This window comes from Citrobacter sp. Cu233 (assembly GCF_030332225.1).
Lineage (GTDB): Bacteria > Pseudomonadota > Gammaproteobacteria > Enterobacterales > Enterobacteriaceae > Citrobacter.
On sequence record NZ_JAOWIF010000028.1, the window covers coordinates 209820 to 224105 of the forward strand.

13 protein-coding genes are annotated in these 14286 nt (G+C 47.9%); all 13 read right to left on the reverse strand.

The window, feature by feature from the left end; genetic code table 11:
* Nucleotides 1-88: 88 nt before the first annotated feature.
* A complete protein-coding gene (gene cpsB, locus OGX95_RS01865) occupies nt 89-1531 on the reverse strand; it encodes a mannose-1-phosphate guanyltransferase (protein ID WP_286628122.1) in 1443 nt (480 codons plus the stop codon).
* Between the two features lie 3 nt (nt 1532-1534).
* A complete protein-coding gene (locus OGX95_RS01870; RefSeq protein WP_286628123.1) occupies nt 1535-2758 on the reverse strand; it encodes a WcaI family glycosyltransferase in 1224 nt (407 codons plus the stop codon).
* On the reverse strand, nt 2755-3234 hold the full coding sequence (locus OGX95_RS01875) for a GDP-mannose mannosyl hydrolase (RefSeq protein ID WP_286628124.1): 480 nt from the start codon (nt 3232-3234) through the stop codon (nt 2755-2757). The genes OGX95_RS01870 and OGX95_RS01875 overlap by 4 nt, the downstream gene beginning before the upstream one ends.
* Entirely contained in the window at nt 3234-4202 is a 969-nt protein-coding gene (fcl, locus tag OGX95_RS01880; protein ID WP_286628679.1) for a GDP-L-fucose synthase, read from the reverse strand. Before fcl ends, OGX95_RS01875 begins: the two co-directional genes overlap by 1 nt.
* A 2-nt stretch (nt 4203-4204) precedes the next feature.
* Nucleotides 4205-5326: a GDP-mannose 4,6-dehydratase gene (gene gmd, locus OGX95_RS01885; protein WP_286628125.1), complete on the reverse strand. Its 1122-nt coding sequence runs from the start codon at nt 5324-5326 to the stop codon at nt 4205-4207.
* Between the two features lie 24 nt (nt 5327-5350).
* Nucleotides 5351-5905, reverse strand: a complete 555-nt coding sequence (gene wcaF, locus OGX95_RS01890) for a colanic acid biosynthesis acetyltransferase WcaF (RefSeq protein WP_286628126.1) — start codon at nt 5903-5905, stop codon at nt 5351-5353.
* Between the two features lie 9 nt (nt 5906-5914).
* Nucleotides 5915-6661 carry a colanic acid biosynthesis glycosyltransferase WcaE gene (gene wcaE / locus OGX95_RS01895; protein WP_286628127.1) on the reverse strand — a complete coding sequence of 249 codons (747 nt, stop codon included), beginning with the start codon at nt 6659-6661 and terminating at the stop codon, nt 5915-5917.
* A 5-nt stretch (nt 6662-6666) separates the two neighbouring features.
* On the reverse strand, nt 6667-7884 hold the full coding sequence (wcaD, locus tag OGX95_RS01900) for a colanic acid polymerase WcaD (protein ID WP_286628128.1): 1218 nt from the start codon (nt 7882-7884) through the stop codon (nt 6667-6669).
* Nucleotides 7859-9076, reverse strand: coding sequence for a colanic acid biosynthesis glycosyltransferase WcaC (gene wcaC / locus OGX95_RS01905; protein WP_286628129.1), 1218 nt, complete (start codon nt 9074-9076; stop codon nt 7859-7861). The genes wcaD and wcaC overlap by 26 nt, the downstream gene beginning before the upstream one ends.
* Nucleotides 9077-9113: 37 nt before the next feature.
* Nucleotides 9114-9956, reverse strand: coding sequence for a colanic acid biosynthesis glycosyltransferase WcaA (wcaA, locus tag OGX95_RS01910; RefSeq protein ID WP_286628130.1), 843 nt, complete (start codon nt 9954-9956; stop codon nt 9114-9116).
* 119 nt (nt 9957-10075) lie between these two features.
* Nucleotides 10076-12238 carry a tyrosine-protein kinase Wzc gene (gene wzc, locus OGX95_RS01915; protein ID WP_286628131.1) on the reverse strand — a complete coding sequence of 721 codons (2163 nt, stop codon included), beginning with the start codon at nt 12236-12238 and terminating at the stop codon, nt 10076-10078.
* Complete coding sequence (gene wzb, locus OGX95_RS01920; protein ID WP_286628680.1) at nt 12235-12684, reverse strand: low molecular weight protein-tyrosine-phosphatase Wzb; 450 nt, start codon at nt 12682-12684, stop codon at nt 12235-12237. Before wzb ends, wzc begins: the two co-directional genes overlap by 4 nt.
* A gap of 5 nt (nt 12685-12689) precedes the next feature.
* Nucleotides 12690-13829, reverse strand: a complete 1140-nt coding sequence (locus OGX95_RS01925; RefSeq protein WP_286628132.1) for a polysaccharide export protein — start codon at nt 13827-13829, stop codon at nt 12690-12692.
* Between the last annotated feature and the right edge of the window lie 457 nt (nt 13830-14286).

The window sequence follows — 14286 nt, forward strand, 5'->3', positions numbered from 1 at the left end:
AATAAATAAGTAACAAAGGCCAGGCTCTGTTATTTTTATTTCATAAAAGTTCGCAGAGAGTCAGTTAACAGAAATGAATAATAGATTTCTATATATGTTCATGATGTGTGCCAAATCTTACAATATCATCTTCTTCAAGGTAGACTCCAGAGCGCACTTCAATCATCTCCAGCGGAACCCTCCCTGGGTTTTCAAGACAATGAATAGTGCCCTGAGGAATATACACTGACTGATTTTCACTTAATAACTGGACCTCATCACAGATCGTAATCTTTGCCGTTCCCGCAACAATAATCCAGTGTTCAGCACGATGATGGTGCATACGTAATGCAAAGCCCTGACCGGGTTTCACGGTTATCCTTTTAACCTGATAACGATCACCTTCATCAATAGAATCATATTTTCCCCAGGGTCTAAAAACCTCACGATGAATATGATGTTCCGGGCGACCATCCGCCTGGATTTGTGCAACGATTTTTTTTACATCTTGTACGTCCGTTTTATTTGCGATTAATACTGCATCTTTAGTTTGGACGACGATCAGATCTTTTACGCCGACGGTTGCTACCAATCCCGACTCGGCGTAGACATAACTGTTCTCTGTATTATGAGAGATGACATCGCCATGATAAACATTACCCTCATCGTTACGATCGCTGATTTCCCAAAGTGATGACCATGAACCCACATCGCTCCAGCCAACGTTCATCGGCAGGACTACAGCATCCGTGGTGTTCTCCATCACGGCATAGTCGATCGATTCCTCTGGGCAAGACTGGAAATCGTCCCGACTGACACGGATAAAATCATTGTCCAGTTCAGCGTTATCCATCGCCAACAAGCAGGCCTGTAGAATATCCGGGCGATATTTTTCAAGCTCTTCAAGATAGCGTCGGGCCTGGAATAAAAACATACCGCTATTCCAGTAATATTCACCCGCAGAGATATATTTTTCGGCTGTTTCAAGGTCAGGTTTTTCCACAAAAGCATCAACATTGAAAGCAACAGAATCAACTTTAATCTGGGTACTACTGACTTCACCGCGTCGAATATAACCGTACCCTGTTTCCGGTGCATCCGGGACAATACCAAATGTTACCAGCTTGCCATCTTCGGCTAACGGAATGGCTGAGGTAACTGCATCGTGGAAGAATTGATTTTCTTCAATAATATGATCAGCCGCCAGGACCAGCAACAACGGGTTATGATCGGAATTATTGTTACATACTGAAATTGCTGCCAGCGCGATTGCGGGTGCGGTATTCCGGGCTTGTGGCTCAAGAATAATATTACCCGTTAGCTTATCGATTTCTTGTAATTGTTCAGCAACAATAAATCGATGCTTTTCATTACATATTACCAGCGGTGGTGAACAATCCAGTCCATCAAGGCGACAAATTGTCGATTGCAGCATTGTATTTTGTCCATCCAGACACAAGAATTGCTTTGGATATAATGTTCTGGATAATGGCCACAAACGGCTACCGGACCCACCGGCAATAATTACTGGGTGAATGTTATTCTGACTCATAAGTCAACCCTTCAAATGATTAATAAATTGATTTAAGACATTATCTTTTTCAAGCGCAGACTCTGCATATGAACGTGCAATAATATTGTATTCAGGCATAGTGATTGCATCAGTAATACCGGCCACAAGCATCTCAACGGATTCTGGTTCAATACAGATCGCAATACCGGGATGTTTCTGACAAAGCTGCCCCAGTTCGGTATGGATCTCTGCTGTAATCACGGCATTTCCCCCGACCGCCAATATGTTCGTTAACTTCGAAGGAAGGACCGCATCTGCAGCGCCACGTCTTTGGATGACTAAATGGCAATCTGCCAGCCTTAATAACGCAGGCAACATTTCGTATGGTTGGAGTGGGTAGAACTTAACATTCGTTAAGGCTCGTTCCCTGACCATTTGTTCCATCCTGGATTTCCCTCCTCCCTGACCCACAATAACGTATATCCATGGTTTATCCTGAGTCTGGCTTGCAGCCTCAACGATATTTTCAACGCCTTGTTTCTCACCAATATTGCCGGAATACAGAATAATTTTTTTATCCGTTGGCAAATCAAACTGCTGACGAATTTGCTCTATATCAGCACTATCCACCTTGCTGAATCTTTCCACTTCGGACCAGTTCGGGAAAAAGATAAGTTTTTCTGCAGCAACGCCTTTCTCCTGCGCTTTTTGCATCATAGAGCGGGAGATTGTGGAAACATTATCCACATTCAACAAACTGCTACGCTCAAATGCTTTGGCTATTCGCGCAATCATGGTGGAATTTCCGGTTGCCGCCAATCCCAGCCCCAACATCGCATCAACTTCATAATCCTGAATATGCAGCACGGTGCGAGAGCCAGACAGTTTTGCCAGCAAACGCATCCCTGGTGTACAGAATAGCGTGGGTACCACGCCGATAATGTATTCAGGCTTCCACCGATACTGAGCCAACAGGGGAAAAAGACTGCTCAGGGCAAAACTGCCCAAATGTAGCAACCGCTTTAGCGTTGAAGGTTGAGTTGGTACATATAATGGACAGCGCCAGACAGTAGTGACACCAACTTCCCGACGATAGCGCCAGGATGAATAAGGTTCGCCTACTTGCCACTGCGGATAATAAGGAGGTGCCGTAACCACCCGAACCTCATGCCCCTGGCTCACCATCCACTCCACCATCTCTCCCGTGTATTTGCCAATTCCGGTCAATTCGGGCGAGTAATTGATACCATAAACCAGAATTCTCATATCCCGGGCACCCGATCTTTCGTCGCTGGGTTGAAATATGCCTGCGTATTCTTATGCACATTCCCATCGGCAATCAGTTCATCCGTTTTAGCCCAACGCCAGGTATCATGCTGTTTTGACGGCAACATTGAGGTACTGGTATTAATTTTCAGTCGAAAACCCAACACCACATAATGCGTTGTAAATGAAGAACCAGAAAAATTATCCTCATAAAAGTGCTGCCAGACACCAAAAAACTGACCGTGTGTTATGGGAAACTGCTGACCTAATTCTTCTGCCGTCAAACGCATAAATGCTTGTTCCAGCGTTTCATCTTTTAATACCCTGCCGCCGGGCACAAACCAATATCCTTGAGCAGGCCTGTTAGTTCTTTTCCCAACTAAAAACTCCTCAAACTCATTCTCAATGATAAAATCCAGAGAGATCAGCGGCGTCGTGCGCACCGCATTAGCGAAGTCTTCATTATTGAGAAACATTACTCACCCCGATACCGCTGCTGATTATCAAGGAACCAGCGATAAGTATTAACCAACCCCTGTTCAAGTCCGATTTCATGATGCCACCCGAGTCTTCTCAGGCGACTGACATCAAGCAGTTTTCGTGGTGTCCCATCAGGTTTAGAAGCATCAAAAATAATTTCACCGCGAAAACCAACAACCTTTGCAATGGCGTCAGAAAGTTCACGAATCGTGCAATCTTCACCCGTGCCTACATTGACATGAGAAAGCATTGGCTCTGTATTTTCCTGCCAAACCTCATTGTCTAACTCCATAACATGGATGCTTGCTGCCGCCATATCATCGACATGCAAAAATTCACGCATGGGTTTTCCACTGCCCCAAACTTCAACATACTTGTCATCCCGTTGGGTGGCTTCATGAAAACGACGCAATAGCGCAGGAATCACATGGGAATTATCTTTATGGAAATTGTCGTTAGGCCCATACAGGTTCGTCGGCATCACTGAACGGTAATCCCGGCGATGCTGCCGGTTATAGGACTCACACAGTTTTATCCCTGCAATTTTAGCGATGGCATAGGGCTCATTTGTCGGCTCCAGTGATCCCTGCAACAGCTCGCTCTCTTTGATGGGTTGCTGCGCAAACTTAGGATAAATACATGATGAGCCTAAAAATAATAACTTCCCGACATTTGAATTATGGGCCGCATGAAGGATATTACTTTCCATCATCATGTTTTCATAAATAAAATCAGATGGATAATTACTATTAGCCATAATCCCGCCCACTTTTGCCGCGGCAAGATAAACCTGGTCAATATGTTCACGGGTAAAGAAATCATTAACCGCCGTTGTGTCTAATAAATTGAGCTGCTCACGGTTACGGATGATTAACTCTACATCTTCACGTTGTGCGAGTTGTCGGTAAATAGCAGAGCCCACCATGCCCCGATGTCCCGCAATATAAACACGTTTCTTCTTCATCATTAGCTCTCCAGTGCAATAACAACATCGTAACCATGGGTCTTCAGCAGTGAGTGTTTCTTCGCTGCTTCCAGATCGTGAGCAACCATTTCAGAAACCATCTGGCGCAGCGTGATTTCCGGCTTCCAGCCCAGTTTTTCGTGTGCCTTTGTCGGATCGCCTAACAGCGTTTCCACCTCTGCAGGACGGAAATAGCGCGGGTCGACGGCGATCATCACATCCCCCGGTTTCACCCCTGGTGCATCATGCCCAGTCACCGAAACCACAATGCCTTTTTCATTCACGCCCTCTCCTTCAAAGCGCAGCTTAATACCGAGTTGGGCTGCGGCCATTTCCACAAATTGACGGACGGAATACTGCACGCCAGTGGCGATCACGAAATCTTCCGGCTGTTCCTGCTGCAGCATCATCCACTGCATCCTGACGTAGTCTTTGGCATGCCCCCAGTCACGCAGCGAATCCATGTTGCCGAGGTACAGACAGGACTCCAGCCCCTGGGCGATGTTGGCAATTGCACGGGTAATTTTGCGTGTGACGAAGGTTTCGCCACGACGCGGAGATTCATGGTTAAACAGAATGCCGTTACAGGCATATATGCCATAAGATTCACGGTAATTGACGGTGATCCAGTAGGCATACAGTTTGGCGACGGCATAAGGCGATCGCGGATAGAACGGTGTCGTTTCTTTTTGTGGGATCTCCTGAACCAAACCGTATAGTTCAGAGGTGGAAGCCTGATAGAAACGGGTTTTCTTTTCCAGTCCCAGGAAGCGAATCGCTTCCAGCAAACGCAGCGTGCCGATCCCATCAACATCAGCAGTATATTCTGGCGAATCAAACGACACCGCCACGTGGCTCATTGCGCCCAGGTTATAGACTTCATCCGGCTGAACCTCTTGCAAAATGCGGGTCAGATTAGAAGAGTCTGTCAAATCGCCATAATGCAGATGGAATTTGGGATTGCCCGTATGCGGGTCCTGGTAAATATGGTCTACACGTTCGGTATTAAATGACGAGGCCCGGCGCTTAATACCATGAACTTCATAACCTTTTTCCAGCAGAAACTCTGTCAGGTAAGAACCATCCTGCCCGGTTACGCCAGTAATGAGAGCGACTTTTGACATGTTGTTACCTCTTAAAATTTCCCTTCAGGGAGTAACGTTCTCGACGCGTTTACGCGTAACTACTGCGGGGTTACCCCGACATATGGCATTGGCCGGCAACGATTTAAAAACGCTGCTGCGTGCACCCACGACGGTGCCGTCACCAATCGTCACGCCAGGCGCGACAAAAACATCTGTCGCCAGCCAGCATTTCTCGCCAATTACAATTGGCGTGGCGCTAATATCAAAGTGTTGGCTGGCATAATCATGACTCCCGGTGCATAAATAGCTTCTCTGCGAAATAACCGCATGAGCCCCAATCGTAATATTACCCAGCGTATATAAAACCGCGTCATCACCCACCCAGGCGTAATCACCCAGTGTCAATTTCCACGGATAAGTAATTTTAACTGAAGGGCGAATAACTACGTTTTTTCCTATTTTAGCGCCAAAAATTCTTAATAAAAATGCACGCCAGCGATACATAACCTGTGGTGACCAGTGAAATAATGTTGCTTGTACCGCCCACCATAATTGCACTTTAATGACACCGCCGCCGCGAAAACCTTTCGGCACCGCGAAGCCGTTTAAATTCTGCATAGTGTGACCTTACGTTTTACCATATAAGTGTTTTGTCTTACCGGTTGTACGCAGACGTATGTATTCAGAAAACCCAGCCCAAAAACCGGGCATGCGCAATATTTGACGTTGAACTCTTTTGGCATCCCGACACAATTCAAGATTATTCGTAGTCGATACACCGCCCATGGAAAACTCCGAGACTAAACCAGTCAGTTTTTTAAAAGCGAACCCGGACTTGTATAATTTTGCTGCCAGCGCATAATCCGATGATATTTTATATTGCAAATCATAATGCCAGGTTTGCAGGCCCGTCAGCGGAAAAAATATTGCCTGATGGCTGGCTGGCAAACTGTGGTAAATATACCAACCTGGTTTAGCCCGGCGCGTCATTTTTTTACCATTACCAAAATCCAGCAATGCATCGCCAATCACCATCGTTTTATCACTCTGCGTTTTTAACTGGCGGACAAAATGTGCAGAATCGGCATGCAGAATATCTCCAGAGTTGAGAAATAGTGCAAAACGCCCGCGCGCCATAGCGATACCTTTGTTCATTGCATCGTAGAGACCGTTATCAGGCTCGCTGACAAAACGTAACTGGTGCTCTCCATTGAGATTCTCCAGGAACGCCGGCGTACCATCTGCAGACCCCCCATCGATAACAATCCACTCAAAGCTGATATCGCTCGCATGCGCAAGATGCGCCAGTGACGCATGGGTTTTGACGATCCCGTCCAGATTGCGGAAAGCGACGGTGATAATACTCAGCAGCATGTCAATTACCTCGCGATATTCAGCGCTTTGCGCAAAATAAACGGACATACGATTAAAAATGCGTATTCCGGACTAAATACTGAACCGGTGAAAAACAACGACAACGGTGTAAAAAGATAAAGCTGCACCCGATAATTCTGATTATCACCAAACGCATTCATCATCATTTTCGTTACTTTCCCCATGTACCACAGGGATAATATTACGGCGAACCACGAAAAATAGATAATTAACAGATACAAACCATTGTCTATCGTTTTACCTACATCTGCACCGTTAAAGATTCCGAATGATGCAACATATTCATAAAGTGAGCCAAATCTCACTACACCGTCGACATTCAGTAATGAATATCCAACCATGACCAACGGCCCTACTATGCGATAATAAGATGAAGAGCCTTCTGTACCTAAATCACCAAGACGCGTCGCGATATAGGGGAAGGCAAATATCACGCCCACCATAAACACACTCAGTGAGATAATCGCCAAGGGTAACTTCTTTTTTATCGCATCCTTATTCAGATACTGAAACGCCCACTCCAGTAGATAAAATAAAATAAATGTCATTACCCCCGAAAACGATCCTGACAATATCACCCCTGTCAGAATCATAGCATCGGTCCTGGGCGTTTTGATACCAAACTGTTTGATGCTGAGCCAAATTGAGATTAACGCCAGAGCGAAAAATGCAGGCTCAAAATAGAGTGCAGTGGTACGTTTTCCACCAAACTTAATAAAGTTCAGAACATAGCTATTGCTGTAAATAAGATATTTCGAAATAGCTTCCATTATACTGCTGCCACCACTGAGCATGATCTGTACCATTTCAACGGCAGCCAGACCGACCACTAACCCCACCACCAGCCAGAATAAACGTAAAATTTTAGGATAGTTATGCGGTGAAATGATGTTGAAGCGGATGCTCCAAACCATGCCAATAATGATCACGGTATAGATAAACAACATGGCAGATGTTACATATTTGCTGGCATCCAGCGATTGGCCAAACAGGTAGTTAAACACCGTCAGGCCCCCACCCACACCCAATGCAATCAACAGCTTTTTAATATTGATACGATCGACAAACAGCAGTAGCAACAGCGGTAAAAAAGTGACAACGGTGACAGGGAAACTTTCACCCAGTTGCGCAAGTTTGACGTTAACCAGCAGATAAAGCAGCGGTAACACCAGATAGCTACAGACCCTGATAGTACGAGACATATTCCTCCAGCATCTGTTGCCCACTGTATGCTGTCCGGCTCTGCTGGCTAAAGGTAGCCAGCGTGGTGTCAAATACCGCCTGTGCAATTTCTGATTTTTTCAGTTGTACCAGACGCAGAACATCCGCTTCACTGAACGTTTTACCGCCTGATTTTGCCAGCACTTCCTGTGCCGCCTCGCTGTGCGTGGCGATAACCGGTACACCGATAGAAAGCGCTTCGCACAAGATTAGCGGGTAGTTATCAACCTGTGAACTGAACACCAGCCCATCCATCTGATTTAGCGCCCCCATCAAGGTTCGTTTGTCACTTTCAAACCCATGGTTGATGACGTTTGCTCCGGCAAACGGGGAAAACTTACCGAAGGTATGCAGCTCTATTTTGTCACCGAGCGCGATAAGCGCCTGGACCAGTTGCTGGCGGGTTTTGCCGTCATAACGCAAATCGTGGGCCACCACGGCAATTTTCGGTTTGCCCAGCGGCTCATATTGAACCGGCAAGTCAGCAAGAATCGCTTCCGTCGCCACATCGATACCGTTATTGATGATGTGACAACGCCCGACACCGTACAGGCTGTTAAATGCTTCCGCCACATGTTGACTGGGCGAGATAAACTGGCAGCCAAGCGCCAGCATCGTACGAAACATTTGACGTTTACCGGGCAGTTGCTGATGTGCTTTATCAACGTTAACCGGGGGATAGTTGCTTAACGATGGGCATTTCTGGCAGCCTGTTTTCCAGCCTTCGCAGCCATCGGTAAAAGCGCAGCGTCCGGTAACACTCCAGTGATCGTGCAGCGTCCAGACAACGGTGATATCGGGCTTATGTGCCTTCACCTTTTGACAAAACACCACCACCTCTTCGAGGTTCAGCCAGTAACTGTGCAACACATGGAAATGCAGAACCAACGGGCCCACGGTGCGGGTAATTGTGCGATACAGACTGTCGAGGTTGCCAAACAGATCGCGGTTTGCGAGGCGAAACAGCGCAATATTCGCCGCCGACGTCAAACGCGGCGTATGTTGGATCACGTGCGAATAATTCCCGTGACTGGCGCTTTTCTTGCCGCTTTTGCCATAGCCGTATACAAACCGCGACGACCACCCTTTTTCCAGCGCACGCAGGTGTAAATCCAGCGCGACCCCTGCCGCCCCGCCTTCGGCAAGCCGAACATTAAATTGCAAAATATTCATTGCATTACCTTTGCTCGCACATATTGACTTCGCATACTTAACGTCCTCGCAGACCGTCAGCCAGGCGCTTACCGTTGCGGATGGAAAGCAACGTCAGCAATGTGCGCCAGTTCATCCGCTTGTTACGAATCTGATAAAGGGTAAACAGCTGATATTTTTTACTCGCCCGGTCAAATTTACCTTTGTGCTTGCGATAGAACTGAAAATAACCGGAGAACTTATGCGGAGAGGAAGTAATGCGCATCTCGCCGTGATTCACATGCAGGATCTGCGTCGCCTCTTTTACCTTCCAGGGTTTACCGTAGGCCACTACCATGCGCAGAAAAATGTCGTAATCCTGCGCGGCTTTTAACGTCGTATCAAACAGGCATGCTTTGAAACGCCACGCCCAGCTAAAGACCTGATTGCCAATGATATTGCGTTTATAGAATCGACGTCGTGTGTACATCGACTTTGGATACAACGGCAGACTGGCTGGCTGTGAATAAACCTCACCGTCACAGACATAATCATCAGCGTATAAAAAAGCGTGTGTCACCAGTTGATGACGAGACTGAAGGAATGTGCTCAAGCGATTCGGCGTCCACTCATCGTCATCATCAATCCCCGTCATGTACTGCCCACTGGCCTGCATGATGGCCTGATTGCGAACTGCGCACGCGCCGGAGTTAATATCGTTATGCGTATAGCTCACGCGTGGATCGTTTAACGCCTCAACAAACTGTTGCAGTTGCTCATACCCGGAAGAGCAATCATCGACAATGATCATTTCCCAGTGGCTATAGTCCTGGCGCAGCACCGATTTAATCGCCCGGATGGCCAATTGCTGGCGGTTCCAGGTGGGCATATAAATAGAAATTAGCGGATTGTCTGTCGTCATTTTTTTGTCCCAGATATTCCTGTCATACTTCAGGTTGCATGTGCGTTGGCTTCCTGCAACTCGAGTTATTTAGGGTATAAATATGTTTTTGTAAGCCGCCATCCGGCAATGTTCGTTCTTTATTTCGAATCCGAGGTGTACTCATATTCGTAGTAGCCGTAATCCTGATACCCGCTGGCGCGCCGGAAGATGGAGTTGAGGATCACCCCTTTCACCTGAATACCGTTTTGCCCGAAGCGACTCAGACTGGTTTCCACCTCTTTCAGCGTGTTGACCGCGTAACGCGCCACCATCAGCGTGGTTCCGACGTGACGACCAACGATAGCCGCATCGGTCACGGCCAGTATTGGCGGCGTATCAATCAGTACCAGGTCATAGTTTGCGCTAGCCCAGGTCATCAGCTCGCCAAAGCGTTCGCTCATCAGCAGTTCTGAAGGATTAGGGGGAACCTGCCCACGAGGGACCAGGTCAAAATGTGCAATTGAAGTCGGTTTGGCACAGGAGGGAATGTCGCCCTTGCCGCTAAGGATCTCAGACAGACCGTTGACGTTATTGGTCCCGAGCAGCTCATGGGTATAACCTTTACGCATATCACAGTCGATCAGCAGCACGCGCTTGTCGGTCTGACTGATAACCGCAGCCAGGTTGGCACAGACAAACGTTTTGCCGATCGACGGGCTGACCCCGGTAAGCATCAGCACATTATTACGTGATTGCATCATGGCGAAGTGCAGGCTGGTACGCAGACTGCGCACCGCTTCTATTGCCAGGTCAGTAGGATTACCCACCGCCAACAACTGGCTCTGCTTATAGCGCTTAACGCCTTTAATGGTCTGCACGTTATCACGGGCTTTTTGCCATTCTGACAAGGGAATGCTGGCATACACGCTGATGCCGTGTTCTTCAAGCACCTGTGGGCTTTCAATACCGCGATTGAACAGTGACCGTAGCAGCACGCCAACCACTGAAAGCATTAAACCGAGAAGGATACTCCCGAGAATAATCAGCGCCGTTTTCGGTTTCAGGACACCGGGCTGAGCAATAGCGGGGTCGACAATGCGCACATCGCCAACCGTACTGGCTTCCGTGATCTTCAGCTCCTGCTCTTTATTCAGCAATTGCATATAGACCTGCTGGCCAGACTCCACGTCACGCGTCAGGCGGACAATTTCCTGCTGCGTTTTCGGCATTGCTGTTACGCGCCCGTTCAGCTTGTTTTTTTCATCCTCCAGTGCCTGGCGTTTTTCCAGCAACGTGCGGTACGCGGGATGCGCTTTGGTGAACAGTTTGGAAATCTCAGCTTCTTTGAAGGTCAGTTCATTTAATTGAGCATCAATGTTGACCATCGAATCCAGCACCGCTTTGGCCTCCAGCGGCAAATCGACGGAGTCTTTATCCTGACGAAATGCATTCAGCTTGTTTTCGGCAACGTCCAGACGGTTGCGCACCTCTGGCAATTGTTTTGCCAGAAATGCCAGGCTTTTGGCGGCCTCTTCAGATTTACGCTCCACGTTTTGTTGCAGATAGTTGCGGGTAATACTGTCGAGGATCTGGCGGATTTGTTCACGATCTTCCCCCGTAAAGATCAGGCTCAAAACCCCGGTATCTTTACCTGTTTCCGTCACCATCAGGTTATTTTGCAGATTGTTGATTGTGCCAAGCGTGGAGAACTTACTGACGGTAAATTCGCGACCCGGACTGGCATGAATCGCCTCAACCAGCATCGATACACCGTCATGGTTCAGTAACTGCCCAACCTGACCACGCGCGCTAAAGCCACCGTCACTCACCAGTTGATAACTTTTATCGTTCAGTACACTCAACGTGAAGGTCTGTTCATTCATTGACGTTGGCAAGGTGAAGGTCGTCACATTGACCGTTTCATTCTGGCGGCCCATCAGTCGGTCCCAACCGGCACCAAAAAGAGGAAATGTATCTTTAGTAACGGAAATATCCAGATTGAGATCGTCTACCGTTTTGCCCAATACCCGTCGCGACTGTATAAGTTGAATTTCCGCTTCAGAGGCCGGTGGCTTGTTGGATAACGCCGAACCAATATCCTGGACTAACGAGTTGCCGGTATTTTGCTCAATTTGTACCAGCGCATCGGCACTGTAGATCGGTGTGGCAAACAGGGTATAGACCGCCGCACACAGCGCAAATGCGGCGGTTATGCCCAGTACCCACCAGCGTGCTTCGACGACTGTCCCCACCAGACGTCCGATATCGATTTCATCGTTGCCTGTTACCGACGTTGCAGACGGTTTTTCTTTCTCTGTCATTGTGTTCCCTGCTCCGCATTCAGTGCCTGAGCCCATTGGTGGGCAGACCGCTCAAGTAGTGCATACACCGCATCAAATGCATCACGGCTTTTGCGATACGGGTCGGGTATCTCGCGTTCGCTGTCCCAATGGCCGAACAGCATCACTTTGCCACGCATCTCCGGCACCATTTCACACAACGCCGTAATATGACGTTTTTCCATGGTCAGGATCAGGTCATACTCCCGGCACATCCGTCCCGAGATCTGCCGCGCACAATGATTTTCCAGCGACAAGTTATGTGCCTGGGCCACACTCATGGCGCGCGGATCTGCGCCCTTGCCTACCAGCGCGCCGAGGCCAGCGGAAGAAACCGTCAACGCCGGATGGAATTGCCTTAACAAGCGCTCTGCCGTCGGAGAGCGGCAAATGTTCCCCACGCAGACAACTAATATTTTGTTAAACATCATGATTACCAGTTGTGAAGGTCGCTGGCCGTATCCGTCATATAACGAACACCGCTAATGGTCGGCAGCAACTGATTGATCAAACGGTTCCAGCGAGCAACCGGCGCGGTCGTGACATACACCACATCGTAAGGCTGAAGTCGGAAAGAGGTCGCCATCACCAACGATGTCGCGTCGGACATATCAAGCTGGTAGATATTGGCGATCTTGCCGTTATGCCCGCCCTCGCCTTTTAATGGACGAATCACGAAGATGCCGCTGGCATTGGAGGTGGTCAGGTCGATGCCCTCCGCATTGCCCAGCGCTTCGGTGAGCGTCATACCGCTGAAGTCCATCTTGAGGGTGCTCTGTTTTTTCACTTCGCCCATCACGAACACTTTCAGGTCGTCATTTCGCGGGACAAACAGAATATCGCCAGGATAGAGCAGACGGTTCTGGCTTAGATCGCCATTTTGCATTAGCGCTTGCAGAGAAATTCGTTGCTCCTGCCCTTTGTGGGTCAGCACAACGTTGCGCCAGTCAGCCTCTTCAGTGAGGCCGCCTGCGGCATTAATAGCATCAAGGATGGTAAGAGGTACGTTGGTGATGGCCTGTTGACCGGATTTATTCACCTGCCCGGAGACATATGCCTTTTGCGAGCGGAATGCGGCGATATTAACGTCCACCTGCGGGTCCGCGATGTACTTCGCTAAGCGCCCGGTAATATCACTACGAATTTCTGCCAACGTTTTCCCCACCACGCTAACTTTGCCAATGTAGGGATAAAACATGGTGCCGTCAGGTTGCACCCAGTTTCCCGTATCGCTTGAGCTACGGTACTGCCCCGCAGGCGTGGTGAGTTCGGGGTGATCCCAGACGGTGACATTCAGGACATCGCCGGGGCCGACCCGGTACTGATACCCGGAGATCTCCTGATCCAGCGACATGTTAGGTTGAGCAACATTCGGTCGCGGACGCAATTGTTCAACCAGTCGAGGGGTAAGTGGATAAACATTCACCATCCGGTTGATATCAAAATCGGCATCCTGTTGCTTAATCACATCTTTGCCCATGGTAGACATATTGCTGCCCGGAAGCACGGTACAACCGTTGATCAATATTACCGACACCAATACTGGTATCAATTTAAGTTTGGATTTCATCATTGATTATTTATCACTTTGGCAGAGTCATTATCACGTGCATTTTAAATAGCGATTGCGCCTGTTTGCATTTACCTTGCCGTTAATTGAATAGAAATTTAACTGGCATCAGTCCTAAAAAATGGATTCATCCGCAGTCTCTTGACAGAATAATTTAGGTTTATCATCAGGCGACCAGACACGCTACCGCCCCTGGCTTCATTAGCTACCAATGCACTGATTAATTTATATTTTTACCATCCTCGCAATTTTCATCATTTTCATAGCACCTGCCACCAGAAATAGCATGATGCGATACTGACAGAATATTTATCTTTTGATTATTACGGGAGGAATTGTTGCAGCTAACCGAATAGCAGGCAAGATAACAAGTCCTGAAACATAGCCTTTTAAGATTAATATTAAGTGCGGGACATGTATATTTTTAAGATTTTATTGATGTTGACAATATTAATATATA

Bases quoted from the DNA above. Each gene is read 5' to 3' on its own strand.
- cpsB (WP_286628122.1), bottom strand. From the start codon at position 1,531: ATGAGTCAGAATAACATTCACCCAGTAATTATTGCCGGTGGGTCCGGT.
- OGX95_RS01870 (WP_286628123.1), bottom strand. From the start codon at position 2,758: ATGAGAATTCTGGTTTATGGTATCAATTACTCGCCCGAATTGACCGGA.
- OGX95_RS01875 (WP_286628124.1), bottom strand. From the start codon at position 3,234: ATGTTTCTCAATAATGAAGACTTCGCTAATGCGGTGCGCACGACGCCG.
- fcl (WP_286628679.1), bottom strand. From the start codon at position 4,202: ATGAAGAAGAAACGTGTTTATATTGCGGGACATCGGGGCATGGTGGGC.
- gmd (WP_286628125.1), bottom strand. From the start codon at position 5,326: ATGTCAAAAGTCGCTCTCATTACTGGCGTAACCGGGCAGGATGGTTCT.
- wcaF (WP_286628126.1), bottom strand. From the start codon at position 5,905: ATGCAGAATTTAAACGGCTTCGCGGTGCCGAAAGGTTTTCGCGGCGGC.
- wcaE (WP_286628127.1), bottom strand. From the start codon at position 6,661: ATGCTGCTGAGTATTATCACCGTCGCTTTCCGCAATCTGGACGGGATC.
- wcaD (WP_286628128.1), bottom strand. From the start codon at position 7,884: ATGTCTCGTACTATCAGGGTCTGTAGCTATCTGGTGTTACCGCTGCTT.
- wcaC (WP_286628129.1), bottom strand. From the start codon at position 9,076: ATGAATATTTTGCAATTTAATGTTCGGCTTGCCGAAGGCGGGGCGGCA.
- wcaA (WP_286628130.1), bottom strand. From the start codon at position 9,956: ATGACGACAGACAATCCGCTAATTTCTATTTATATGCCCACCTGGAAC.
- wzc (WP_286628131.1), bottom strand. From the start codon at position 12,238: ATGACAGAGAAAGAAAAACCGTCTGCAACGTCGGTAACAGGCAACGAT.
- wzb (WP_286628680.1), bottom strand. From the start codon at position 12,684: ATGTTTAACAAAATATTAGTTGTCTGCGTGGGGAACATTTGCCGCTCT.
- OGX95_RS01925 (WP_286628132.1), bottom strand. From the start codon at position 13,829: ATGATGAAATCCAAACTTAAATTGATACCAGTATTGGTGTCGGTAATA.